General features: G+C 67.1%; 22 protein-coding genes. 9 read left to right on the top strand and 13 right to left on the bottom strand.

What is annotated here, in order from left to right; genetic code table 11:
* The first annotated feature begins 9 nt into the window (after positions 1-9).
* The 3 genes from AC0KVN_RS10915 to AC0KVN_RS10925 all read left to right on the top strand — a co-directional run bounded on the left by AC0KVN_RS10915 (position 10) and on the right by AC0KVN_RS10925 (position 2479).
* Entirely contained in the window at positions 10-795 is a 786-nt protein-coding gene (locus AC0KVN_RS10915; RefSeq protein ID WP_435566948.1) for a polyphosphate kinase 2 family protein, read from the top strand.
* A gap of 81 nt (positions 796-876) precedes the next feature.
* Positions 877-2205 (top strand): methyl-accepting chemotaxis protein, encoded by a 1329-nt coding sequence (locus AC0KVN_RS10920; protein ID WP_435566949.1) that lies wholly within the window; start codon positions 877-879, stop codon positions 2203-2205.
* 88 nt (positions 2206-2293) lie between these two features.
* A complete protein-coding gene (locus AC0KVN_RS10925; protein WP_004208680.1) occupies positions 2294-2479 on the top strand; it encodes a hypothetical protein in 186 nt (61 codons plus the stop codon).
* 177 nt (positions 2480-2656) lie between these two features.
* Here AC0KVN_RS10925 and recA read toward each other — a convergent pair whose 3' ends face one another.
* From recA to dapA, 6 genes are all read right to left on the bottom strand, one after another.
* Positions 2657-3727 carry a recombinase RecA gene (gene recA, locus AC0KVN_RS10930; protein ID WP_004208679.1) on the bottom strand — a complete coding sequence of 357 codons (1071 nt, stop codon included), beginning with the start codon at positions 3725-3727 and terminating at the stop codon, positions 2657-2659.
* Positions 3728-3839: 112 nt separating this feature from the next.
* Positions 3840-4196, bottom strand: a complete 357-nt coding sequence (locus tag AC0KVN_RS10935; RefSeq protein ID WP_004208678.1) for a response regulator — start codon at positions 4194-4196, stop codon at positions 3840-3842.
* Between the two features lie 84 nt (positions 4197-4280).
* Complete coding sequence (locus AC0KVN_RS10940) at positions 4281-6701, bottom strand: hybrid sensor histidine kinase/response regulator (protein WP_435566950.1); 2421 nt, start codon at positions 6699-6701, stop codon at positions 4281-4283.
* Between the two features lie 47 nt (positions 6702-6748).
* On the bottom strand, positions 6749-7342 hold the full coding sequence (locus AC0KVN_RS10945) for a DUF2062 domain-containing protein (RefSeq protein ID WP_037510853.1): 594 nt from the start codon (positions 7340-7342) through the stop codon (positions 6749-6751).
* Positions 7343-7345: 3 nt separating this feature from the next.
* Positions 7346-7828 carry an SsrA-binding protein SmpB gene (gene smpB / locus AC0KVN_RS10950; protein ID WP_010337314.1) on the bottom strand — a complete coding sequence of 161 codons (483 nt, stop codon included), beginning with the start codon at positions 7826-7828 and terminating at the stop codon, positions 7346-7348.
* Between the two features lie 44 nt (positions 7829-7872).
* Positions 7873-8751, bottom strand: coding sequence for a 4-hydroxy-tetrahydrodipicolinate synthase (gene dapA, locus AC0KVN_RS10955; RefSeq protein ID WP_004208674.1), 879 nt, complete (start codon positions 8749-8751; stop codon positions 7873-7875).
* 99 nt (positions 8752-8850) lie between these two features.
* On the opposite strand from dapA, the gene AC0KVN_RS10960 reads away from it, so the two are divergent.
* Positions 8851-10923, top strand: coding sequence for a lytic transglycosylase domain-containing protein (locus tag AC0KVN_RS10960; protein ID WP_435566951.1), 2073 nt, complete (start codon positions 8851-8853; stop codon positions 10921-10923).
* Between the two features lie 45 nt (positions 10924-10968).
* Entirely contained in the window at positions 10969-11454 is a 486-nt protein-coding gene (gene greB, locus AC0KVN_RS10965; protein ID WP_435566952.1) for a transcription elongation factor GreB, read from the top strand.
* A gap of 100 nt (positions 11455-11554) precedes the next feature.
* Here the strand turns inward: greB and AC0KVN_RS10970 are convergent, their stop codons facing one another.
* Positions 11555-12427, bottom strand: coding sequence for a LysR family transcriptional regulator (locus AC0KVN_RS10970; RefSeq protein ID WP_435566953.1), 873 nt, complete (start codon positions 12425-12427; stop codon positions 11555-11557).
* Between the two features lie 107 nt (positions 12428-12534).
* On the opposite strand from AC0KVN_RS10970, the gene bla reads away from it, so the two are divergent.
* Both bla and AC0KVN_RS10980 read left to right on the top strand, forming a co-directional pair.
* Complete coding sequence (bla, locus tag AC0KVN_RS10975; RefSeq protein ID WP_435566954.1) at positions 12535-13461, top strand: subclass B3 metallo-beta-lactamase; 927 nt, start codon at positions 12535-12537, stop codon at positions 13459-13461.
* A gap of 60 nt (positions 13462-13521) precedes the next feature.
* Positions 13522-14343, top strand: a complete 822-nt coding sequence (locus AC0KVN_RS10980) for an SDR family oxidoreductase (RefSeq protein WP_278983637.1) — start codon at positions 13522-13524, stop codon at positions 14341-14343.
* Positions 14344-14372: 29 nt separating this feature from the next.
* Here the strand turns inward: AC0KVN_RS10980 and AC0KVN_RS10985 are convergent, their stop codons facing one another.
* Positions 14373-15983: a GMC family oxidoreductase gene (locus tag AC0KVN_RS10985; protein ID WP_435566955.1), complete on the bottom strand. Its 1611-nt coding sequence runs from the start codon at positions 15981-15983 to the stop codon at positions 14373-14375.
* A 165-nt stretch (positions 15984-16148) separates the two neighbouring features.
* Here AC0KVN_RS10985 and AC0KVN_RS10990 point away from each other — a divergent pair, with 165 nt between their 5' ends.
* Complete coding sequence (locus tag AC0KVN_RS10990; RefSeq protein WP_435566956.1) at positions 16149-16760, top strand: DJ-1/PfpI family protein; 612 nt, start codon at positions 16149-16151, stop codon at positions 16758-16760.
* A 7-nt stretch (positions 16761-16767) separates the two neighbouring features.
* Here the strand turns inward: AC0KVN_RS10990 and metW are convergent, their stop codons facing one another.
* Together metW and metX are read right to left on the bottom strand one after the other, a co-directional pair.
* Positions 16768-17361 (bottom strand): methionine biosynthesis protein MetW, encoded by a 594-nt coding sequence (gene metW, locus AC0KVN_RS10995; RefSeq protein WP_010337324.1) that lies wholly within the window; start codon positions 17359-17361, stop codon positions 16768-16770.
* Entirely contained in the window at positions 17358-18488 is a 1131-nt protein-coding gene (gene metX, locus AC0KVN_RS11000) for a homoserine O-acetyltransferase MetX (RefSeq protein WP_435566957.1), read from the bottom strand. Before metX ends, metW begins: the two co-directional genes overlap by 4 nt.
* A 75-nt stretch (positions 18489-18563) precedes the next feature.
* Between metX and AC0KVN_RS11005 the strand changes: the two genes are divergently transcribed.
* Complete coding sequence (locus AC0KVN_RS11005; protein WP_483656107.1) at positions 18564-19523, top strand: 2-hydroxyacid dehydrogenase; 960 nt, start codon at positions 18564-18566, stop codon at positions 19521-19523.
* A gap of 264 nt (positions 19524-19787) precedes the next feature.
* On the opposite strand, the gene AC0KVN_RS11010 is transcribed toward AC0KVN_RS11005, so the two are convergent.
* Genes AC0KVN_RS11010 through AC0KVN_RS11020 form a run of 3 tightly spaced genes read right to left on the bottom strand, consistent with a single transcriptional unit; the run spans position 19788 to position 25664 of the window.
* Positions 19788-23360 (bottom strand): error-prone DNA polymerase, encoded by a 3573-nt coding sequence (locus AC0KVN_RS11010; RefSeq protein ID WP_483656108.1) that lies wholly within the window; start codon positions 23358-23360, stop codon positions 19788-19790.
* Positions 23357-24952 (bottom strand): Y-family DNA polymerase, encoded by a 1596-nt coding sequence (locus AC0KVN_RS11015; RefSeq protein ID WP_483656109.1) that lies wholly within the window; start codon positions 24950-24952, stop codon positions 23357-23359. The genes AC0KVN_RS11010 and AC0KVN_RS11015 overlap by 4 nt, the downstream gene beginning before the upstream one ends.
* A complete protein-coding gene (locus tag AC0KVN_RS11020) occupies positions 24846-25664 on the bottom strand; it encodes an ImuA family protein (protein WP_063976440.1) in 819 nt (272 codons plus the stop codon). The genes AC0KVN_RS11015 and AC0KVN_RS11020 overlap by 107 nt, the downstream gene beginning before the upstream one ends.
* Positions 25665-25740 lie beyond the last annotated feature (76 nt).

The following is a 25740-nucleotide window of genomic DNA, read 5'->3' on the forward strand; positions in this document are numbered from 1 at the left end:
GAGCGGCGCATGACGATCAATCTGTCGGACTATGAGACCGGGGCGAAGTATAAGGGCGATTATGCCGCCAAACTGCTGGCGCTGCAGCATCGCCTGTCGAAGATCCAGGTCGCCCATATCCTGCATCGCCGCCGGACCGTCATCATGCTGGAAGGCTGGGATGGTGCGGGCAAGGGCGGCATCATCAAGCGGATGACCGCGGACTGGGACCCGCGTTACTATCAGGTCCACCCGATCGCCGCGCCGACGCGCGAGGAACTGGACCATCATTTCCTCTGGCGCTTCTGGACCCGGCTGCCCGCCAGCCAGAATATCGGCCTGTTCGACCGAAGCTGGTATGGCCGGGTGCTGGTCGAGCGGGTGGAAAAATATGCCTCCAAGGCGGAATGGAAGCGTGGATACAAGGATATCAACGCGTTCGAGGCGCAGCAGGTCGAGACCGGCACCAACATCATCAAGCTGTTCGTCCACATCACGCAGGAGACGCAGGACGAGCAACTGGCGCAGCGGCTGGATACGCCGTGGAAGCGGTGGAAGACCGGCACCGACGATTATCGCAACCGGGCCAGGCGGGCCGAATATTGGGATGCGATGCACGACATGTTCGAGAAGACCGACACCAAGCAGGCACCCTGGAAGGTGATCGACAATAATAATCGCAAGGCCGGACGAATCGCGGCGCTGACCTATGTCGCGGAGCGACTGGAGAAACTGGTGCCGATGGATTTTCCGGCGCCCGATCCCGAGGTGGTCAAGCTGGCGCGGGAGGCGTTTGGCTATAAGTCGGCAAAATAATTCCGCAAAAACAATGATATGTAACAAAAGCGTCATCAAATACTAAGCGGTCATTTACCCTTTTCTTCTAGGCCGGGCGCCATGTACGCGCCCCAGATGCTTGATCGGCCCGACCCGGAGCCGCATGTTGCCGCCGGCACCGCCTTGCCCTTTGCCCAGGGCTGCGCCGCGGTCCGGCTGGGCCAGCCGCTCAGCCAGGCGGTCGATCGTTTCCAGGATGATGCGGCGCTGCGGCTGCTGCCGGTGGTGGACGCCGCCGATCGGCCGGTGGGGGCCATTTATGAGCGCGACATGCGACGCATCCTGTTCAACCCCTTCGGCCATGCGCTGCTGCGCAATCCGAGCTTTGGCGGGCGGCTGGACGAGCATGTGCGGCCGTGCGCGACGGTGGAGCAGAGCGCCAGCATCGAACGGCTGATCGACCTTTATGCAGCGCAGGGGAGTGATTGTGAGGGGCTGATCGTCACGCAGGGCGGCGATTATGCCGGCGTGGTCGGCGGTCCGCTGCTGCTGCGGCTGGCGGCGGAGCGGGATACGCGCGATGCGCTGGCCCGCACCCGGCGGCTGGAACATGTGACGCGCGAGAGCGGCGCATTTCGCGCGGATGTCGAGGCGCTGATCGCGGATCTGGTCGGCATGGCCGACATGCTGTCGGTGCGCGCTGAACAGGCGGTAGACCGGGCGTCGGGCAATGGCGAGGCGGCGGCCGGCATGGCGGTCGCGGCGGAGCAGACGGCCGACAGCCTGCACGGCATCGCCAGCGGCGGGCAGGAACTGGGCGGGCTGTTCCAGGCGATGGAGAGCCAGGTGCGCGCGGCGGGCGAGGCGATCCGCGCGGCGGTGGCGCAGACGCAGGTCGGCGCCGAGCAGACGGCGGCGCTGCGGGTCGAGGCGGACGGGATCGGCGCGGTCATCACCCTGATCGACGATATTGCGCGGGCGACCAGCATGCTGGCGCTCAATGCCAGCATCGAGGCGGCACGGGCCGGCGAGGCGGGGCAGGGCTTTGCCGTGGTGGCGCGCGAGGTCAAGCTGCTGGCGAGCCAGACGCGTGAGGCGGCGGCCGAGATCGGCCAGCGCATCGGCCATGTCCGGCTGGCGGTGGAGACGGTGGCGCAGGGGCATCTGCACATGGACGCGGCGATGGCGACCGCGAACGAGGTGTCGGCATCGGTTTTTTCGGCGGTGGCGCGCCATGGTGCCTTCAGCCGGTCGATCGCCGCCAGCCTGTCGGAAGCCGGATCATCGAGCGACCATATCCGCCAGAGCGCGCGCCAGATCAGCGACAATGCGAGCGCGGCGGCGGCAGGCGCCCATGATATCGGCGTCGCGGCGGGGCAACTGGCGACGGTCGCGCACCGGCTGGACGATCGGGCGAGCCGGTTCCTGCAGGCGATCCAGGCAGGCTGAACCGCACAAAGCCTCTGGTAACGGCGCAAAAAGCAGCTAGTCTTGCACCCAATGGGTCCGGCACGGGCCGAAAATGGGAGAGAAGATCATGCTCGTCATGTTCGTCGGCGTCGATCGCACCGAAACCGCGGTCAACCCTACCCAGGTGACCTTCGTCTCATCCGTGACCGACGGCACCCGCATCCGCTTTGGCGAAGGCCGCAGCGTCACCGTGACCGAACCGATCGCCGAAGTGCTGGATTCGCTTAACCGCGCCCTGCGGCCGCACGAATAGCGGTCTTTTCCCTCTTCCCCTCCGTTGCGCCTGCATGGCGACAGCCCTGTCGTGCGCACGACAGGTAAAAGGCCCGCCGCGCCTTCGCGCAACGGGCCTTTTCAGAGCGTGAAGCCAGAGGTGGACGAAAGGCAGGATCAGGCGCCCGGTTGATCCGGTCGGGCGCGGTCGTCCTGCTTAGTCGTCATCCCCCGCTTCGGGTCCGGCCATCATCCCTTCGGCGACTTCCTCGGTCTTGCCGCGGATCGCCTTTTCCAGGCGGTCTGCCATTTCGGGATTTTCCTTGAGGAAGGTCTTGGCGTTCTCGCGACCCTGGCCGATGCGGACCGAGTCATAGGAGAACCAGGAGCCCGACTTCTCGACCAGCCCGGCCTTGACGCCGATGTCGAGCATTTCGCCGATCTTGGAAATGCCCTCGCCATACATGATGTCGAATTCGACCTGCTTGAAGGGCGGGGCGACCTTGTTCTTCACCACCTTCACGCGGGTCGCGTTACCGACGATATCGTCGCGATCCTTGATCTGGCCGGTGCGACGGATGTCGAGACGGACCGAGGCGTAGAATTTGAGCGCGTTGCCGCCGGTGGTGGTTTCCGGATTGCCGTACATCACGCCGATCTTCATGCGCACCTGGTTGATGAAGATCACCATGCACTTGGAGCGGGCGATCGACCCGGTCAGCTTGCGCAGCGCCTGGGACATGAGGCGCGCCTGCAGGCCGACATGGCTGTCGCCCATCTCGCCCTCGATCTCGGCGCGCGGCACCAGCGCGGCGACCGAGTCGACGACGAGGATGTCGATGGCGTTGGAACGGACCAGCGTGTCGACGATTTCCAGCGCCTGTTCGCCGGTGTCGGGCTGCGACACGATCAGTTCGTCAATGTCGACGCCCAGCTTCTTGGCATAGATGGGGTCGAGCGCATGTTCCGCGTCGACGAAGGCGGCGGTGCCGCCGGCCTTCTGGGCTTCGGCGATCGCATGCAGCGTCAGCGTGGTCTTGCCCGAGCTTTCGGGGCCGTAAATCTCGATGATGCGGCCCTTGGGCAGGCCGCCGATGCCGAGTGCGATGTCGAGGCCGAGCGAGCCGGTCGAGATCGATTCAATCTCGATCTTCTCACGGCTGCCGAGCTTCATCGCGCTGCCCTTGCCGAAGGCGCGATCAATCTGGGCGAGCGCCGCCTCCAATGCTTTCTGTCTGTCCATTGTGCCTGTCTTCTTGGAATCGATGAGTGAGAGCATAGCGGTCATCGGCCTATCCCCTGTCAAGCGGATCGCGTCGAGTCACTCGGCGCCTGCCAATGATGTATCCTGTTTGTTCCTGCGGAACAAGAGGGGAACGGAAATTTCCTATCCTGCCTATTCAGTCGGCGAGAATCTTCTCCAGCGCGCGCTCCACGGCGCCGATGGTGAAGGGCTTGGCCAGCGTCGGCCGATCGGCATGACCCTGCGGCAGATCATCCGCCATGCCGCCGGTGGCGAACAGGAAGGGGATCGACTGCTGGGCCAATATGTCGGCGACCGGCCAGCTTTTTTCACCCTGGAGATTGCAGTCGAGCAGGGCGGCGTCGAACCCGCCCTCGCGCGCCAGGGCGCACGCCTCGTCCACCGACGCGGCGGTCGCGTGGAGGCGATAGCCGAGCGCGTCGAGATAATCTTCCAGCATCATGCCGATCATCGCTTCATCCTCGACGATGAGGATGGACTTGCCGTCAGCCATGCGCCCTTGTCCCTTGTGCTTGCTTCCCATCGCTAGCCAAAGGGGCAGGCGATGCCCAGCATAATCGTTTGCCGGCGGGCAAGTTCATTCCGCCGCCGGTCGCATCGCCAGCGCGTCGCGCGCCGCTTCGGCCAACTGGTTGACGGAAAAGGGCTTGGGCAGGAAGGCGACATTGGCGATGTCGATCGACTTGCGCAGTTGCTCCTCGGCATAGCCGGACATGAACAGCACGGGGAGGTCGGGGAAACTGCGCCGCGCCTGCGCCACCATCGCCGGGCCATCCATATTGGGCATCACCACGTCGGAGATCAGCAGGTCGATCTTCTCGCCGCCGCCCAGCACTTCCAACCCCTGTTCGCCGTCGCTGGCGGTCAGCACCTTGTAGCCCTGGCGGGTGAGGGCGCGTTCGGCCACGGCGCGGACCATATCCTCATCCTCGACCAGCAGCACTGTGCCGGTGCCCCAGGTTTCGCTGCGCTTGATCGGCGTCTTGGGCTTGGCCTGCTCGATGTCGCCGCCGGCATAGACCGGCAGATAGATGACGAAGCTGGCGCCCCGGCCCAGTTCGGATTCGGCGAAGATATAGCCGCCCGACTGCTTGACGATGCCATAGACGGTGGAAAGGCCAAGGCCCGTGCCCTTGCCCAGTTCCTTGGTGGTGAAGAAGGGTTCGAAGATCTTGGACAAGATGTCGGGCGGGATGCCCAGGCCCGTGTCGGACACGCGCAGCGCGGTATAGTCGCTGATCGGCAGAATTTGCTGCCGCATCTCGCGCACGCGGTTCGCCGGCACGCCATAGGTCTGGATATTGAGCGTGCCGCCTTCGGGCATGGCGTCGCGGGCATTGACCGCCAGGTTGACGATCACCTGTTCCAGCTGGCCGGGGTCGGCGCGCACCGCGCCGAGGTTGCGGCCATGGCTGACGTCGAGCTTCACATTCTCGCCGAGCAGGCGCTTCAGCAGGTTGGAGACGTCGGCGACGATGTCGGGCAGCTGCAATATCTGCGGGCGCAGCGTCTGCTGGCGCGAGAAGGCGAGCAACTGGCGGGTGAGGCCGGCGGCGCGATTGCTGTTCGACTTGATCTGGGTGATGTCGTCATAGTCGCTGTCGCCCGGCGTATGGCGCATCAGCATCAGGTCGCAATGGCCGATGATGGCGGTCAGGATATTGTTGAAGTCATGGGCGACGCCGCCGGCTAGCTGGCCGATCGCCTGCATCTTGGTCGCCTGTGCGACCTGGCGCTTGAGCTTCGATTCCTCGCTATTGTCCTTGAGGCTGAGCAGCACGGCGGCCTCGCCCAGGCCGCGCACGCCGGCAAGGCTGAGCGCGATCGGTTCTTCGGGCTGTTCGCGCATGCGCACGGCGATGTCGCCCGACATTTGCGGGCCGACGGCAAAGCGGCGCACCGCGTCGGCCACCGCCGCCTGATCCTCGCGCACGACAAGGTCGCCGGGATAGCTGGGCGTTTCGGCATCCTTGATGCCGGCGGCGCGGGCGAACGCCTTGTTGACGAACAGCACCCGGCCGTCGCGATCGGCCATGGCGAGGCCGAAGGGCAGCAGCGAGAGCAGGGTTTCGATATAGGAAAGGGCCGAGGTGCCGCCGCCGCCGGCCGGCTCGTCGATCAGCAGCAGCAGCATCGGGCCGTCCTGCGCGCCATTCTGGACGCCGCCCGGCTGCGACGCACGGCGCAGCGGCACCTGGAGCAGGCGCAGCGGCAGGCCGCCGCTTTCCTCGCGCGCCAGGAACAGCCGGCCCTTGTCATCGACCCGCATATGGGCGGCGAAATCGCGGCCGGTGATGTTGGCGTCGATCCGTCCGGCGGCGCGCAGCAGGAAGGCACCGTTGGCGGCGCGGATGCGGCCTTCGCCGCCGATCATCACCGCCATGATGCCGGCTTCGCCCAACTGTCGTCCGGCTTCGCCCGTCAGCACGCGATGGACATCGTCGAGCGCGCTGGGCTGGCGCATCGGGGTGAAGCGCCAGAGCAGATAATCTTCCGACCGGCCGGTGCGGGTGATGTCGACGTCGAGGCGCAGGGTCGCATGGGCGATCGCCTCGACCTTGGCCTCACCATCGCGCCAGGCGGCGCGGGCGGCGGCGGTCAGGCTCTCGATCAGCGAGGCATCGGCATTGACGGCCGGCGGGGAGGGATAGCCGGGGAACCATTCGCCGAACAGGTCGCTGGCGCAGACCAGTCGGCCGGCGCGGTCGGTGACGGCGATCGCCATGCTGGAGGCGTCGGCGGCGGCGCGCGCGACGGTCCAGTCGGGCACGGCATCACTGGCGGACAGCGGCGGGGGGTAGAGGCGGCGATACCAAGCGAGCAGCGCGGCGATGGTGATGACCGTGGCGGCAAAGCCGGCGGCCAGCGCCCAGTCGCCAATGGCATAGAGGACGATCGCGGCGGAGGCGGCTGCGGCGAGCGCGAGCAGGGGCACGAAGCTGCGCGACGGGGCCTGCCCCATCCACGCCTCATCATCCCTATTTACCCGCGCGACCATCGGCGCCGTCCCCTTAAGCCCTTACAATGGAACCATGACGCCACGGATCAGACCCGGGCGATCTCTTCCAATGCGCTGCTTTCATTGCGCTTGCCAATCCTCAATTTGCGCGCCTGCCACTTGCGCCCCATGCGGCGGCGCCAGAACCAGTCGGCACCGACATAGCCGAGCACCGCGCTGGCGAGCGAGATGAGGAAGAGGCCGAGCAGCATGGCCGGGGCGGCTTCGGAAAAGAGCCAGGCGCACCATTGGCCGATCGAGGCATGGCCATCGACCAGCGCCATGAAGCCCGAGGCGTCGGCGCTGCGGCCGAGCATCCAGTTGCCGAGCCACACCGATGCCATCAGGATCAGCGGCGTGGTGGCCGGGTTGGACAGGAAGGTCATTGCCGCCGCCACCGGAATATTGGCGCGGAAGGGCAGGGCGAAGATAGCAGCGCCGGCGATCTGGACGCCGGGGATCAGCAGGAAGATGCCGACGAACAGGCCGAGCGCGACGCCGCGCGGCACCGACCGACGGGTGAAGCGCCACAGCGAGGGTTCCAGCACGCGATGGGCGACGGGGGCAAGGACGCGGCTCTTCTCCAGCGATTCACGGGTCGGCGCGTTGGCGTGCCACCAGCGGGAGAAGCGATTGTCCATGGATCAGCTATGCGCCTTCATGATGCGCTGCTGATCGCGCTTCCAGTCGCGTTCCTTGATCGTGTCGCGCTTGTCGTGATTCTGCTTGCCCTTGGCCAGCGCCAGTTCGACCTTGGCCCGGCCCTGGCTGTTGAAATAGACCATCAGCGGCACCAGCGTCATGCCCTTGCGCGACACGGCGCTGTGCATCTTCTCGATCTCACGCTCGTGCAGCAGCAGCTTGCGCACCCGCTTGGGCTCGTGATTTTCGCGGTTGCCATGGCTATATTCGGGGATGTTGCTGTTCACCAGGAAGACCTGGTTGCCCTTCACCTCGGCATAGCTTTCGGCGATATTGCCCTCGCCGCCGCGCAGGGCCTTCACCTCGGTGCCCTGCAGCGCGATGCCGGCCTCGAACACGTCCTCGATGAAATAATCGAAACGGGCGCGCCGGTTCTCGGCGACGATCTTCTTCTTGTCGAAGGTTGCGGGGCGGGGGCGGGCCATATTCTGCTGCTTAACTCAATTCATCATATAGGGACGCCGGCGCGTCAAACCAGACCGGCGATCTCCAGCGCGCGATCGACCGCGGCGCGGCTCGATTCCGACGGCCAGGTAATCGGCAGCCGAAGCTCGCCGGGCATGTCGGGTCGCACGCGGGTGAGGGCATATTTGACAGGGCCGGGTGAAGAATCGCTGAACAGGGCATCATGCAGGGGATAGAGACGATCCTGCAGCGCCAGGGCACCATCCCAATCCTGCGCGGCGCAGGCCGCCTGGAAATCGGCGACCAGGCGCGGGGCGACATTGGCGGTGACCGAAATACAGCCCCGGCCGCCCATCGCGTTGAAGCCGAGTGCGGTTTCGTCATTCCCCGAAAGCTGGCAGAAGTCCGGGCCGCAGGCGAGGCGCTGCGCGGTGACCCGCCCCAGATTCCCGGTGGCGTCCTTCACCCCGACGATCGACTGATATTCCTGGCTCAGCCGGTGCATCACCGGCACGCCGATGTCGGTGATGGTGCGGGTGGGGACATTGTAGAGGACGATCGGCAGGTCGCAGCGCTGCGCCAGATAGGCGAAATGCTGGTAGACGCCGTCCTGATTCGGCTTGTTGTAATAGGGCGCGACGACCAGCGCCGCGTCGGCGCCGGCGGCCTGCGCCGCATACATATGTTCCAGCGCGATGCGGGTGTCGTTCGATCCGCAGCCGGCGATCACCGGCACGCGGCCGGCCGCCTGGTCGACGCAGATGGCGATGACGCGATTATGCTCCTCGACCGTCATGGTCGCGCTTTCGCCGGTGGTGCCGCAGGGGACCAGCGCGCTCGACCCTTCCTCGATCTGCCAGTCGACCAGGGCGCGGAAGGCGGCCTCATCCACCGCTCCATCGCGGAAAGTGGTCACCAGGGCTGGAATCGACCCGGAAAACATCATTAAACTCCTTCAATTCTCCGGGCGACCGGGGCATGATCGGGCAAGCGGCGCGCTATAGCGCGTCATTCAGGGCCTGATAAGGATGCAATAGCGATTATGTCCAGCATGCCGAAGCCCGGAACTGTCGAAAGTTACCTGATCCGCATGCCTGTCATTGCTTTATTGCTCGCAACCGCCGGTGCCGGCGCCCAGACCGAAACCCCCACCGTCTATGCCCAGGCGATGGTGCAGCCCCTGCCGGGCCAGCCGGGCTCGACTCAGCCCAGCGCCTGGAACCAGGCGGCCAGCCGCGTCGGCATGCCGTCCGATCCCTCGATCGCCGGCACGATCAGCCAGTGGCGCGCCTTGCAGCAGAGCGATGGGCTGGGCTTTTCCACCTATGCCAGCTTCATCATGGCCAATCCCGGCTGGCCGGGCGAGGACCGGATGCGGCGGCTGGCCGAGACCGGGATCAATCCCGACAGCTTTGATCCGCGCCAGGTGGTCGCCTTCTTCGCCCGCTTCCCGGCGCGCACCGCGACCGGCCATGCCCGCAATGCCGTGGCGCTGATGCAGACCGGCCGGATGGACGAGGCGCGGGTGGCCGCGCGCACCGCCTGGATCACCGGCACGCTGAGCCCGACCGACGAGGCGCGGCTGCTGTCACTGTTCGGATCGGGCTTTACCGTGGCCGACCATGACCAGCGCGCCGACATACTGCTGTGGAGCAATGACACGATCGGCGCGATGCGGATGCTGGCCTATGTCAGCCCGGCGCGGCGGGCGATCTATGATGCGCGCATCGCCTTTCGCCAGAAGTCGCCGGACGCCGCGATCAAGATGCAGACGGCCGAGCCGGCCGGCGGGGCGAGCGATGCGGGCTTCATCGCCGACAAGGCGACCTGGCTGCTCAACAGCGGCAACTGGATCGCCGGGCGCCAATATCTGGCCAATCGCCAGCCGCTGACCTTCCGCCCCGGCAATGCCGAAAAATGGTATGAGACGCTGCTGGCCCAGGCGCGGTCGTCGGCGAACGACAGCCAGTGGAGCTTTGCCTATGGCATCGCCAGCCAGCTGGACGACGCCTATGCGCCGGGCACGGACGTGTCGACCCGGCCGATCGGCGAGCGCGACGATTATACCAGCCTTGCCTGGCTGGCGGGCACGACCGCCTTCTACAATCTCAACCGTCCGACCGATGCGGTGGCGATGTTCCGCCGCTATGCGACCGGCGGCAAGTCGCCCCAGGTCCAGGCCAAGGGCTATTATTGGGCCGGGCGCGCGGCGCTGCAGGCGGGCGATGCCGCCAGCGCCAACAGCTATTTCAACCAGTCGGCACAGTTCCCCGATCAATATTATGGCCAGTTGGCGCTGGAGCGGCTGGGCCGGCCAGTGCCGCCGCCGCCCGAACGGGCGGTGTCGATTTCGGCCGCAGAACGCAGCGAGTTCAACAACCGGTCGGTGGTGCGCGCCGCCAGGGCGCTGGGGCAGATGGGCTATTGGGAAGACCAGAGCAAATTTGTCCGCGCCATTGCCAATGGTGCGGACAGCGATGGCGATCATTTCCTGGCCGCCGAGCTGGCGCAGAATCTGGGCCGCCCGGACATGGGCGTGATGGTCGGCCGCCGAGCGGTGTCCAACGGCCTGACCGGCTATGGCGCCAGCGCCTTCCCGCGCGTGCCGGTGCCGCCGACGGCGCAATATAACTGGACCATGGTCCATGCGATCGCGCGACAGGAAAGCCAGTTCGACAAGCAGATCGTCAGCCATGCCGGCGCGCGCGGCCTGATGCAGCTGATGCCGGGCACGGCGCGGGAGCAGGCGGGCAAGCTGGGCCTGAGCTATGACGCAGGTTCGCTCAATGATCCCAGCTACAACATCATGCTGGGGTCGGGCTATTTCCAGCGCATGCTCGACTATTATGGCGGCAGCTATCCGCTGGCGGTCGCCGCCTATAATGCCGGGCCGGGCAATGTGAATCGCTGGGTCAAGGCCAATGGCGACCCGCGCCTGCCGGGCGCCGACATGCTGCGCTGGATCGAGCAGATCCCGATCTTCGAGACGCGCAACTATGTGCAGCGGGTGCTGGAAAATGCCGTCGTCTATGAGGCGATGAATCCGGAGCGGGCCAAGTTCAAGGGCAGCAATGCGGTGCTGAGCCGCTATCTGGGCAAGCAGACGCCGGGCTGATCTTTCCGGTTTGCGCGTCGGCCAAGGCTGTGGATAAGGGGCGGCATGAGCGGTCCCTATCCCAATTATATCAGCCCCGAGGGCTTTGCGAAGCTGCGCGCGGAATATGACCATCTGCTCGGTGTCGAGCGGCCGCGCATCGTCGAGGTGGTGAGCTGGGCCGCGGGCAATGGCGACCGCAGCGAAAATGGCGACTATCTTTATGGCCGCAAGCGGATGCGCGAGATTGACGGGCAGTTGAAGCGCCTGTCGAAGAAGATGAAGGACGCCAAGGTCGTCGACCCGCGCCAGCAGCCCGATAAGGGGCGGGTCTATTTCGGCGCGACCGTCACCATCGCCGACGAGGATGATCATCATCGCACCGTGACGATCGTCGGCAATGACGAGGCGGACGCCGGCGCCGGCCGGATCGGCTGGGGATCACCGATCGCCCGAGCCCTGCGCGGGGCGGCCATCGGCGACCTGCGCCGGGTGCATCTGCCTGTCGGGGAAAAGGAATATGAGGTGATGGCGATCAGCTATCCGCAATAGGATTTCGATCGCTTAACTTCCCATATTTCCCGCACATTTCGACATTATATTTCCAATCCCTGTAACATCCTTGCGCCGGCCGCCCCCATTATAGGGGCGATCAGCCCTGTAGGACAGCATCCGCCAGCCAGGCGCGGAAGGCGGCCATGGCGGGGCTGTCGGGGCGGGACAGCAGGCGGGTGAGCCAATAGCCGCCGACATCGACGCTCTCAGGAAAAGGCTGGACCAGCCGCCCGGCCTGCAGATCGGCGGCGAACATCGCGACCGGGGCGAGCGCAACGCCAAGGCCGGCCCGTGCCGCCTCCACCATCAGCAGCGAGGTGTCGAACATCGGGCCGCGCAGCGGCGGGCAGGGGGCGCCGGCGGCGGCGAACCAGCGCGGCCATTCGTCGGCGCGATAGGAGCGCAGCAGCGGCGCGCGCGCAAGCGCGGCGGGATCGGCCAGGCGGACCGCAAGGGCGGGCGTGCAGAGCGGGGCGAGCGGCGCGCGCAGGATCGGCTGGGCATGGGTGCCGTGCCAGGCGCCCTCGCCAAAGCGGATCGCCAGGTCCAGCCCCTCGCCGGCCAGGTCGACCCGGTTATTGTTGGTCATCAGCCGCAGGTCGACATGGGGGCAGGCGCGGGCGAAATCGGCAAGGCGCGGCAGCAGCCAGCCGCCGGCAAAGGTGCCGACCACGCCCAGCGTCAGCACTTCATGCAGCCGCCCGCCCTCGATCCGCTCCAGCGTGCCGCCGACCCGGTCGAACGCATCGGCCAGCACCGGGAGTAGCGCCAGCCCCTCGTCGGTCAAGGCCAGCCCGCGCGGCAGGCGGCGGAACAGCGGCGCGCCGATCCGCGCCTCAAGCTGCGCGACCTGCTGGCTGACCGCGCCCTGGCTGACGCAGAGTTCGAGGCCGGCGCGGGTGAAGCTGAGATGCCGGGCGGCAGCCTCGAAGGCGCGCAGGGCATTGAGCGGCAATTGGGCGCGATCCATGGATCAGGCATAAGACCAGCTAATGGCTGTGTCGAGAATTGATGCTTTGTCGCAAGCCGGTATCTCCCGCAATCTCTGCCCATCACCAAGCATATAGGGGTAGGACGATGCGCAACTGGATGGGCGTAGGTATCAGCATGGCTGCGATGTTTCTGGGCGGGCCGGCCTGGACGAAGGCGGCGGATGATCCACTGCTGCGGCCGATCGCACTGGCCTCGTCCAAGCGCTGGCTGGCGCCGCAGGCGCCGGTCCGGCTGCATGGCCAGACCTATCTGGTCGGGTTCGGCGGCCTCAATGTCGCGCTCATCAAGACGAGTGCCGGGCTGATCCTGATCGACGGCGCGGTGCCGCAGGCGGTGCGCGACGTGGAGGCGAACATCAGGGCGCTGGGCTTTTCGATTCGCGACGTGAAGCTGATCCTGAGCACCGAACCGCATTTCGACCATGCTGGCGGGCTGGCTGCGCTGGCCCGCGACAGTGGCGCGACGGTGGTGGCGAGCGCGCCGGCGGCGGCCGTGCTGCGCACTGGCGGCATCGATCCGGCCGATCCGCAGGCGGCCTGGCTGGAGCGTTTTCCCGCCGTGCGCCGGCTGCGCGCGGTCAAGGATGGGGAGGAGATCCGGCTGGGCGACACGGTCATCACCGCCGTCGCGACGCCGGGCCATACGATGGGCAGCATGAGCTGGCGCTGGAAAAGCTGCGAGGGTCGGCAATGCGCGACCATGGTCTTCGGCTCCAGCCTCAATCCGATCGCGGCCGATGGCTATGCGTTTTCCGATCCGGCGCACCGGCCGGTGGTCGATGCCTTTCGCGCGACCTTTGCCAAGGTGGGCGTAATGGACTGCGACCTGTTGATCACCGCTCATCCCGATCCGGCCGACCCGGCGAAGCTGGCGCGCCTGCGGGCGAAGCGCGTGCCCAATGCCTTCATCGATCCGACCGCCTGCCGTCGCTATGCCGACCGCGCCGCCGGGATGCTGGACAAGAAGCTGGCATCGGAAGGGGAAACGCGCAGTTATAGCCGGGGCCAATAGCCCCTTTCCCTGCCAGCCTTAATTTGCGACACTATTGTTGTAAATATAAAGGAGGGCAGGATGCAGATCGCAGGCAGAACGATATTCATCACCGGGGGTGGCGGCGGCATTGGCGCAGGGATGGCTCAAGCCTTTGCCGAGCAGGGCGGGCGCATCATCCTGGCCGATATCGACGCGGGTTTCGCCGAAGCGGAGGCGGCGAAGCTGCCGGCGGGGACGGACGCGATGGCGCTGCCGATCGACGTCACCAGCCGCGACAGCTGGGCGCAGGCGAAAGCGGCGGCGGAGGCGCGCTTCGGGCCTGTGGATATCCTCTGCAACAATGCCGGGATCGCGTCGGGCTTCGCGCCGCTGATCGACATGGACCCGGCCGATTTCGACCGGCTGGTCGCGGTCAACTTGACCGGCGTCTATAATGGCATCGCCTGTTTCGCGCGGGCGATGGTCGACCGGGGCGCGGGGCATATCGTCAACACATCGTCGATGAACGGGCTCAACCCCTTCGGCCTGTTCGCCGCCTATTCGGCCAGCAAGTTCGGCGTGCTGGGCCTGTCGGATTCGCTGCGGCAGGAACTGGCGCCCCATGGCGTCGGCGTCTCCACCCTGTTCCCCGGCCTGACCCGCAGCCGCATGTCGGAATCCGACACGGTCGGGCCGGGCGCGATGGACCCGGCGCGGCTGGCGCAGATTCGCGCCAACATGATGGAGCCGATCTGGCTGGGCCGGGCGGTGGTGCGCGCGGTCGAGCAGGACCAGCCCTATATCATTACCCATCCCGAATATCGCGACGACCTGGCCCGCCGGTTCGATACGATCCTGGCGGCGTTCGGCGAACCGGCCCAGCCGGGCTATCGCACGGGAGCGTCGGCAACCGGGCGCTGACTGAGGCGCGAAAGCTCAGGCCAGAAAGCTCAGGAACGGGCGGCGGCGAGGATCATCTCCGCCCCCTTTTCCGCGATCATCATGGTCGGCGCATTGGTGTTGCCCGACGTGATCGTCGGCATCACCGATGCGTCGATGACGCGCAGCCCGGCAAGGCCATGGACGCGCAATTGCGGGTCGACCACCGCGCGCGGGCCGCTGCCCATGGCGGCGGTGCCGACCGGATGGAAGATGCTGCTGGCGATCGCGCCGATCCCTTCGAGCAGGGCGGCGTCATCCTGCCGCTCCGGGCCGGGCCGGAACTCCTGCGGCGCATAGGGGGCGAGGGCCGGCTGGCCGACGATCGCGCGGGTGACGCGCACCGCCTCGATCGCGACCTGGCGGTCTTCGGCGGCGGAGAGATAATTGGGGCGGATGGCGGGCGGGGCGAGCGGATCGGCAGACCTGATCCACACATCGCCCCGGCTGTGCGGGCGCAGGTTGCAGACGCTGGCGGTGAAGGCGGGAAAGGCGTCGAGCGCGCCACCGAACGCGGCCAGGCTCAAGGGCTGGACATGATATTCGAGATTGGCGGTGGCATGACGCGGGTCGGATTTGACGAACATGCCAAGCTGGCTGGGCGCCATCGACAGCGGCCCGGAGCGGCTGGCCAGATAGTGCAGGCCCATCCACGCCTTGCCCAGCCATGATCCGGCCCGGCCGTTGAGGGTGGCGATGCCGTTCACCCGATAGGCGCAGCGTATCTGGAGATGATCCTGCAGATTTTCGCCGACGCCCGGCCGGTCGGCCAGCACGTCGATGCCGAGTGCGGCTAGCCGGGCGCCGTCGCCGATGCCCGATCGCTGGAGGATGGCGGGGCTGCCGATCGAGCCGGCCGACAGGATGACTTCGCCATCGGCCTGCGCGGTGCAGGCGTCGCCGTCCAGCAGGAAGCGCACGCCGGTGGCGCGGCCCTGCGCGATCGTCACCCGGTCGATCGTCGCGCCGGTGACGATGCGCAGATTGGGGCGGTTCATCGCCGGGCGCAGGAAGGCGTCGGCCGCGCTCCAGCGCCGGCCGCGCCGCTGCGTCACCTGAAAATAGCCCGAGCCCAGATTGTCGCCGCCGTTGAAGTCGGCGGTTTCGGGCACGCCATATTGGCTGGCGGCCTGGCGGAAACGGTCGAGCAGATCCCAGCGCAGCCTTTGCCGCTCGACCCGTATCTCGCCGCCTGCGCCATGGGTGGCGCTGGCCCCGTCCTGATGATCCTCCGCCCGCACGAAATAGGGCAGGACATCGTCCCAGCCCCAGCCGATATTGCCGGCCTGGCGCCAGCCATCATAATCGGCGGCCTGGCCGCGCATGTAGATCATGCCGTTGATCGAGCTGCTGCCGCCGATCACCCGGCCGCGCGGATAGGCGATGGCGCGGGCGCCAAGGCCGGCCTCGGCCTCGGTCTTCAGACACCAGTCGGTGCGCGGATTGCCCATGCAATAGAGATAGCCGACCGGGATCTTTATCCACAGCCAGTCATCCTTGCCGCCGGCCTCCAGCAGCAGCACGCGGTTGCGCGGATCGGCGCTCAGCCGGTTGGCCAGCACGCATCCCGCGCTGCCCGCGCCCAGGATGATATAATCCCAGCGGCCATAATCCCGGTCCATCGCCTCTCCTCTTGTGCGCGGAACATGGCCCGGCGGGGGCGGCGGCGTAAAGGGGAAGGGCGGGCGCGGTGGCGATATCTGGCCGGGCCATGGCCTGCAAACTGGCCATGGGCGTGGCCGGGCAAGCGGCTATGGCAGGCGAGTGACGGCACAGGAGGATGACCAATGCAGATTGCGATACTGACGTTCGAGGGGTTCAACGAACTGGACAGTTTCATCGCCGCCGCCATCCTCAACCGGATGAAGCCGCAGGGCTGGGCCGCCTATATCACCGCGCCCGACGAGACGGTGACGTCGATGAACGGGGTGAGGGTGCAGCGGCAGCGGCCGCTGGACTTTGCGGCCGAGGCGGACGCGGTGCTGGTCGGCAGCGGCATCCGCACGCGCGAGATTGCGGCCGATGCCGCCATGCTGGGACGGATCGCGCTCGACCCGGCGCGCCAGCTGATCGGGGCGCAATGTTCGGGCACGCTGCTGCTGGCGAAGCTGGGCCTGGTCGGCGACCTGCCGGCCTGCACCGACCTGACCACCAAGCCCTGGGTGATGGAGGCGGGGGTGCGGGTGATCGACGCGCCCTTCATCGCCCATGGCAATGTCGCGACGGCGGGCGGCTGCCTGTCGGCGCCCTATCTCGCCGCCTGGATGATCGCGCGGGGCGGATCGATGGCGGATGCGGAAGCGTCGCTCCATTATGTCGCACCGGTGGGCGAAAAGGCCGACTATGTCGCGCGGGCACGGGCGGTGATCGCGCCGTTCGTGGAAGCGGTGCCGGCCTGACGGGCGCCTATCTGCGCAGCAGGAACACCGCATGTTCAGCGAACAGATTGGCGTTCGCATGGGTGGTTTCCTTGTCCCCTTTCAGGAACCACTGGCCGTCGATGGTCCAGCCGCGATCCTTTACCAGCGCGCGGAAATCATCGACCGTCACATGATGGATGTTGAGCGTGTCATACCAGGTGTCGGGCAATAGCCGCGTCACCGGCATGCGACCGCCCCACAGCAGCGACAGGCGGCCGCGCCAATGGGCGAAATTGGGGAAGGAGACGAAGGCCTGGCGGCCTATGCGCAGCAATTCCTCCACCACCAGGTCGGGGCGCCGGGTCGTCTGCAGCGTCTGGCTGAGGATCGCATAGTCGAAGCTGGCGTCGGGATAATAGGCCAGGTCGGTGTCGGCGTCGCCCTGCACCACCGACAGGCCGCGGCCGACCGCGGCGGCGACATTGGAGCCGTCGATCTCCAGCCCGCGTGCGTCGACCTGGCTGGTGTCGCGCAGCGCCGCCATCAGCGCGCCGTCGCCGCAGCCGACATCCAGCACCCGCGTGCCGGGCCGCACGGTGCGGGCGATCAGCGCCAGATCGGGGCGGAGAAGATCGCTCATGCCCGGCCACCGCGCAGGAAGCCGTCGACCACCCGGTTCAGTTCCGGGCTTTCGAGCAGGAAGGCGTCATGGCCGAAGGGGCTGGATAGTTCAACGAAGCTGGCCTGCGCGCCCGAGGCGTTGAGGGCATGGACGATCGCGCGGGATTCGGCGGTGGGATAGAGCCAGTCGGTATCGAAGCTGACGAGGCAGAAGCGCGCCCGCGTCGCGGTGAAGGCTTTGGCCAGCGATCCGCCATGATCCTCGGCTATGTCATAATAATCCATGGCGCGGGTGATGTAGAGATAGGAGTTGGCGTCGAACCGCTCGACGAAGCTCAGCCCCTGATGGCGCAGATAGCTCTCCACCTGGAAGTCCGCGTCGAAGCCGAAGGTCTTGGCGTCACGCCCCTGCAGCCGCCGCCCGAATTTCTCGGTCAAGCCCGCTTCGGAGAGATAGGTGATATGCGCCGCCATGCGGGCGACGGCGAGGCCCGCGCTCGGCACCTTCCCATCGGCATAATAGTCGCCGCCGCGCCAGAACGGATCGGCCATGATCGCCTGGCGCCCGACCTCGTGAAAGGCGATATTCTGCGCGCTGTGCCGCGCGGTCGAGGCGATGACGACGCAGCGTTCGACCCGGTCGGGGAAGAGCGTGGGCCAGGTCAGCGCCTGCATGCCCCCCATCGACCCGCCGATCACCGCCGCCAGCCGATCGACGCCCAGATGGTCGAGCAGCATCGCCTGCGCCCGCACCATGTCGGCGATGGTCAGCACCGGGAAGCGCATCGCATAGGGATCGCCCAGCGCCGGATCGATGCTGGCGGGACCGGACGATCCCATGCAACTGCCGATGACGTTGGAGCAGATGATGAAATGGCGCGCCGGGTCGACCGGCCGGCCTTCGCCCACCATCCGCCACCACCAGCCGGGCTTGCCGGTGACGGGGTGGTCCGATGCGACATATTGGTCGCCGGTCAGCGCGTGGCAGATCAGGATGACGTTGGATTTGTCCGCATTCATCTGCCCGTAGGTCTCATAGGCGATGTCGACGGGGGACAGGCTGGCGCCGCTCGACAGCGGCAGCGGACCGGGAAGGCGGGCCTGGCGGCGCAGGCCGAAACGTGTGTCAGGGGAAACGCTGGCCATGACATCGGGCTAAGACGAGGGAAAGAGGCTGTCAATTGGCGGGGCGGGGTGGCGATCGGCCTGCGCCGTGCCTAGATGGAGGGCATGACCGATCAGACCCGCCCGACCATCGTCGCCTATGGCCCGCTCTATCCCTATCTGACCGACCAACTGGAGCAGCGCTTCACCGTCCATAATGTGGCGGCGGATGCGGATCTGTCCGCGCTGCCGGCCGAGGTGCTGGAGGCGCGCGCGCTGGTCAGCTTCGGATCGGTCGGGGCGCCCGCCGCCATCATGGACGCGCTGCCGAAGCTGGAGATGATCGGGCTATTCTCGGTCGGCTATGACAAGGTCGATATCGATCATGCCCGCGCAAAGGGCATCCGCGTCACCAATACGCCTGATGTGCTGACCGACGATGTCGCGGACCTGGCCGTTGGCCTTCTCTATGCGACGGTGCGCAACATCGCGGCGAATGATCGGCTGGTGCGGTCGGGCGGCTGGGCGCGGGGCGAAAAGCCGGCGCTGGCGGGCCGGGTGACCGGCGCGACCATCGGCATATTGGGGCTGGGCCGGATCGGCCGGGCGATCGCAAAGCGGCTGGAGCCGGTGGCCGGCGAGATCCTCTATCATAATCGCAAGCCGGCAGCCGACACCGCCTATCGCTATGTCGCCGACGCGATCGACTTTGCGCGCCAGAGCGAGGTCATCATCGTCGCCACGTCGGGCGGGCCGGAAGCGGCTAAGCTGGTCGATGGCGCGATGCTGGACGCGCTCGGGCCGGACGGCGTCATCGTCAACATCAGCCGGGGCGGCGTGATCGACGAGGTTGCGATGGTCGAGCGGCTGGCCGACAAGCGCATCGCCGGCGCGGGGCTGGACGTGTTCGCGCACGAACCGCATGTGCCCGAAGCGCTGTTCGCGATGGACCATGTCGTGCTGCAACCCCATCAGGGCAGCGCCACCGTCCACACCCGCAAGGCGATGGCCGACCTGGTGGTCGCCAATCTGGACGCCTGGTTCGCCGGGGAAGCGCTGCTGACGCCGGTGGTATAGGATGGGTGGGAAGCGGACTGTCCGAAAATCCTCCCCAAGCAAGCTTGGGGAGGAACTGGAAACGTCCGCTTCTGGTCGTTTCTTGCAAGTTCTAGCCGGCGTCATCCTGACGAAAGTCAGGATCCATTCTGCGCTATGGCGGATGGGGAGCGCTGAATGGATCCCGAATCAAGTCCGGGATGACGGAACCGGCGAGGTCCGCTTTTCTGACCGACGATCGAACAAGCCGACGATAGTGAATCGCCGCTAGCCGTCCTTGCAATCTCAATGGAAGTCGCGCGATTTGGGTAGAATGCGCACGTCGCGGGGGTGACGGGCGGCGGGGGCGGCCTGTATCGGCGGTTCGGATTGCGACAATCGGTTGAGGTCGGCGGTGCGGTCGTGGATGCGGCTGGCCATCAGATGGACGACGCCTTCCTTGCTGCGCTGCACCTCGCCCTCGACCAGCATCAGCCGGCTGGCCATGACCGAGCGGCGCTGCAGCTCGAACAGGCGCGCCCAGAGCAGGATATTGGTGATGCCGGTCTCATCCTCGATGGTGATGAAGACGGCATTGCCCTTGCCCGGCCGCTGGCGCACCAGCACCACGCCGGCGGTGCGGACGCGCGCGCCATTCTTCGCCGCGCTGGTCTGGGCGCAGCTCAGCACGCCTTCGGCCGCGAACACCGGACGCAGGAACTGCATCGGATGGCCCTTGAGCGAGAGGCGGGTCACCGCATAATCGTCCATCACCTGTTCGGCGAGCGGCATGGCGGGCAGCATCGCATCCGTCTCCTCCCCCAGTTCGCGCGCAGCGCGGTCGTGCCGGCGGGCGGCGGCGAACAGGGGCAGTTCGTCCGAGGGGGTACGGCGCGCCTCCCATAGGGCGGTGCGCCGGTCCTGCCCCAACGAGCGGCAGGCATCGGCATCGGCCAGCAGCCGCAGCGCCCGCGCGGGCAGGCCGGCGCGCCGGGCCATATCCTCGATGCTGGTGAAAAGGCCGCCCTGCGCCCGCGCCGCCACCATCTGCGCCGCCCATTGTTCGCGGAAGCCATCGACCTGGCGCAGGCCAAGCCGCAGCGCCAGCGCCCGGCCGGTGCCTTCGCCCTTGTCCGCGCGACGGCTGCGCAGCAACGGTTCCAGGCCATTGTCCCAGCCGCTCATATTGACGTCGACATCATGGATGGCGACGCCATGCTCGCGCGCGTCGCGGACCAGTTGGGCCGGGGCATAGAAGCCCATCGGCTGGGAATTGAGCAGGGCGCAGGCGAAAATGGCGGGCTGGTGGCATTTGATCCAGGCCGAGACATAGACCAGCCGGGCGAAGGACAGGGCATGGCTTTCGGGAAAGCCATAGCTGCCGAACCCTTCGATCTGCTTGAAGCAGCGCGCGGCAAACTCCGCCTCATAACCGCGCGCGGTCATGCCGTTGATCATCTTCTCGCGGAAATGATGGATGGTGCCGACATTGCGAAAGGTCGCCATCGCGCGGCGGAGTTGGTTGGCTTCCACATTGGAAAATTCGGCAGCCGTGATGGCGAGCTTCATCGCCTGTTCCTGGAACAGGGGGACGCCATAGGTCTTGCCAAGCAGGGCCTTGAGTTCATCCGCCGGGCCATGTTGGGGACTGGGCGAGGGATAGGTCACCTTTTCCTCGCCGCACCGCCGTCGCAGATAGGGATGGACCATGTCGCCCTCGATCGGGCCGGGCCGCACGATCGCCACCTGCACGGTCAGGTCATAGAGGGTGCGCGGCCTGAGGCGCGGCAGCATATTGATCTGGGCCCGGCTTTCGACCTGGAACACGCCGATGCTCTCGCCCGTGCAGAGCATGTCATAGACGGCCGGGTCGCTGGAATTGAGGTCGACCGTCAGACGATGGTCGCCCAGTCCATGGTCGCGCATCAGGTCGAACGCCTTGCGGATGCAGGTCAGCATGCCGAGCGCTAATATGTCGACCTTCATCAGGCCGAGCGCGTCGATATCATCCTTGTCCCATTCGATGAAGCTGCGGTCGGCCATCGCCGCATGATGGAGCGGCACCGTCTCGTCGAGCCGGTTTTGGGTCAGCACGAAGCCGCCGACATGCTGCGACAGGTGACGGGGAAAGGGGGCGTCCAGCAACTGGCCGATCAGCGCACGGAGCTGCATGATCTGCGGGTTGTCGAGCGCGAAGCCGGCCTCGACGATGCGCTGGTCGCCGACATCGCCCGAATAGCTGCCCCAGACGGTGCTGGAGAGGCGGGTTGCGACATCTTCGCTGAGGCCCAGCACCTTGGCGACCTCGCGCACGGCGCTGCGCGAACGATAATGGATCACGGTCGCGGCGATGCCCGCGCGATGGCGGCCATAGCGCTCATAGATATATTGCATCACCTCCTCGCGCCGCTCATGTTCGAAATCGACGTCGATGTCGGGTGGCTCGTCCCGCTCCTCCGACACGAAGCGGGAAAAGAGCAGGTCATGCTGTTGCGGGTCGACCGAGGTCACGCCCAGCAGGAAGCAGACCATCGAATTGGCCGCCGATCCGCGCCCCTGGCACAATATGCCCTTGCTGCGCGCGAAGGCGACGATGTCGTGTACGGTCAGGAAATAATAGGCATAGTTGCGCTCGCCGATCAGCTTGAACTCCTCGTCCATCAGCGTGCGCACCTTGTGGGGGATGACCGGGCCATAGCGGGCATGGGCGGCGCTGACGGTCAGTTCCTCCAGCCATTGCTGCGCGCTCCAGCCCTCCGGCACCGGCTCGTGCGGATATTCGTAGCGCAGCTGGTCCAGGGTGAAGCGGATGGTGGAGAGGAAGCGGATCGTTTCGGCCACCGCCTGCGGACAGGTGCGGAACAGATGGGCGATCTCGGCCGGGGCATGGATATGGCGCTCGGCATTGGCCTCCAGTTTCCTGCCCGCCCTGGCGATGGTCGTGCCCTCGCGAATGCAGCTCAGCACATCCTGCAGCGGCCGCTGTTCGGGGCTGGCATAAAGGGCGTCCATCGTCGCCAGCAGCGGCACGCCGGTCTGCGCCGCCAGATCGGTGAAGCCGGCCAGCCGTCGCGCATCGCGCCCGTCGCGGCGCAGCGCGGCGCCCAGCCAGATGCGACCAGGGGCTAGGCGATGGAGGCGCAGCAACAGGGCTTCCAGTTCGGTCGGGCGCGGCGGCGGCACCAGGCTCAGATGCTTCTGGCGGATCGCTTCGCCGGGCGGACGATCGGCAAAATCATAATCGACCGGGTGGCGATGCGCCTGCTGCTCGGTCGCGCTGGCATAGGGCAGGACGATCAGTTGCAATTCGTCGAGATGACCGGTCAGATCCTCATAGCGCAGGATGCAGTCGCCCTTGATCGAGCGGAGATTGCCGACCGTCAGCAATTTGGTGAGTTCGCCCCAGCCGCGCCGGGTACGCGGATAGGCGATGATGTCGGGCGTGCCGTCGACGAACACCAGCCGGGCGCCGACCACCAGGCGTATATCGCTCTCGCAGCCCTGTTCCTCTTCCGGGCTAAGCATGAGCGGCAGACCGGCCTCTTCCCTGGCTTTCATCAGGGCGGCGCGCGCCTTTTCCGGGGCCTTTTTGAGGGCGACATGGGCGCGGACCACGCCGGCGACGCTGTTGCGGTCGGCAATGCCGATGCCGGTGAGGCCCAATGCCATGGCGCGTTTCACCATGTCGCTGGCGTGGGAGGCGCCGCGCAGGAAGGAGAAATTGGTGGCGGCGACCAGTTCGGCGAAGGGGGGCTCGGCCTGTGCCGGGCGCGGCGGGGCGGGTTTGGTTTTTTCTCGGGCTGCTTCGCTCGCGTTCAATTCGCGCCGGTCGATCGATCGGGGTTTGGCGGGGTCGGGCGGCGGGCGCCGGCCGCTCATGCGAACAGGCCGTGGATATACCAGCCGGGATGGACCGTCTCCGCGCCATAGAGGCCGTGGCGGAAGATCCAGTAGCGGCGGCCGCGCGCATCCTCGACCCGATAATAGTCGCGGGTGCGGCCGGTGCTTTCGCCTTCGATCGCGCCGTCTTTGGCCTGCCACCATTGCGGCGCGATCCGCTCCGGCCCTTCGAACCGGGTGACTTCATGCAGGGTGCGGCGCCAGCGGAAACGGTGGGGCGGGCCGTCGGGCACTTCCGCGATCACATCGATCGGCTGGGGCGGATCGAACAGATGGAGCGGGCGCATCGGCGGATCGCCGGGCTCGCCGACCGGCACCCAGCCTTCGGGCGCGCGATGCTCGACCGCCGGCAGCGCCAGCTGCGCCTGTTCGGGAATATGGCTGTCGTGTGGTTCCAGCCGCTGGATGCGCGCGCGCCCGGCGCGGATCGACAGGCGATCGACCAGCGCCTCCACGCCCTCGCTCTTGCGCGCCTCGCCCCCTTCGAGCGCGAGCTGGGTCGCCGCCATCGGGTCGGCGCGCGGCACGGTGAGGCGCAGCATGTCGAAGCCGAAGCCGGGATCGAGCGGGTCGGACAGGCTGTCGATCCGTTCCTGGAACAGGCGCATGATCGCGGGCGCGTCGCGGATCGGCAGGCTGGTTTCGACCCGGATCGGGAAGGCGAGGCCGTCGCTGCGGAAGAAGACGGCTTCGAACCGGCGGCCGCCCTGGCCGCGCTCGGCCAGTTGTTCGCCGGCTTCCGCTGCCATCTCCGCCACGACCTTGATCGCATGGGCGCTGCTGCCCATCGGTTCGGCGAAGCGCCGTTCGACCCGGATCGCCGGGCGCGGGCGGCGTGGGGCAAGCGGGCGATGGCCCAGGCCCAGCAGTGCATGGAGCGCGTCCACAGCCTCCTCGCCGAAGCGGGCGGCGAGCGCGGCGGCCGGGCGCGCGGCGAGATCGCCGACGGTGCGCAGTCCTGCCCGGCGGAGAGCCACCGCGCTCTCCGCCTCCAGCTCCAGCGCCTCGACCGGGAGGCGGCGCACCGCCGCATCCTCGTCAGGCGCGGGGGCGGCGGGGAAACGGGCGAGCGCATGGGCGGCCTCGGGCGATGCGGCGATGGCGTGGCGCACGCGCATGCCATGCCGTTCCAGCCGGTCGGTCGCGGCCTGCGCCAGTTCCGCTTCGCCATCCCACAGATGGGCGCATCCGCTGATGTCGAGCATCAGGCCATGGCCGGAATCGAGCGCGGCATTGGGGGTGTAGCGGGCGCAGCCGTCGCATAGCCGCTCCAGCCAATCCTGGTCGCCATGGGGATCGGCCTCGAACACGCGCAACTCCGGCTCGCGGGCGCGCGCATCGGCCAGCGTCATGCCGGTGGTAAGGCCCGCCGCCAGCGCATCGGCATCCAGCGTCGCGAGCCGCATCGCGCCGCGGACATTTTCCACCACCACCGCGGGCGAATCGCCCTGCGCGGCCCAGAGATCAGGCCGCGCGATCCGCAGCCGATCGATCGGCAGGAAGGGGAACCAGAGCGCCAGATAGCGGCGCGCCGTCCTGCTGTCCGTCCTGTCCATGCTCATGGCGTTCATGCCGTCCGTCTCCAAAAGCCCCTTTCTCGCCATCCCATATCAGCCGCCAGGCCAGCCCATCCGGCCCCGCCCGTCGCCGTAGCAGGCTGAGGGCGAAGGCACTGTGCCCCGGCGCATTGCCGGGCAGCGGATCGGATGGGGCGGCCGCCACCTGCCAGCGGGTTTCCGCGGCGCTGGGCACCGGATCGCCGCCGACCCGCAGCAGGAAGGCGGTGACGCCCGATTGTTCGGCGGCCAGCGCCAGTCGCCGACTGGCGGTGAGGTCGAGCAGCGGGGCACGCCCACGCAATTCGATCAGCAGCGCGCCGAGGGCGGGGCAACGCAGTCCCTCCACCGCCGCGCGCAGCAGCATCGCGTCATCGGCCATCAGCCCGATCAGCAGCCGGGCCGGATCCAGCCCCAGCGCGGCGAGGCCGGGGCCATAGGGCGATCCGCCCGCCTTGGCCGAAGCCATGGTGCGCAGCCAGAGCAGGGGTGCGTCATCCGCCGCCAGCCGGGCGAGGATCAGCGCCAGGCCAGCCGCCGCCCCTTCCTCCTCCGCCGCGCCGAACAGTTCATGCACCCGCCCGCGCAGGAGGCCGCCGTCGAGCGCCGCGTCCAGCCCGGCATGGCCGGTCGCAAGCCGGGCACAGCCGACCGTCGGCGCTGGCGTCCGGTCCAGCGCCGCGATATGCCGCTTCAGCGCGGCGAGACTTTTGATCGACTCGCTCATTGCATTTGTTCCTGATATGTTCTTATTTCGCTTCATTGGCTGCCCGAGTCAATCCGCTTGCCAATCCAGAGGACAA

Source organism: Sphingobium sp. SG1 (assembly GCF_057063145.1).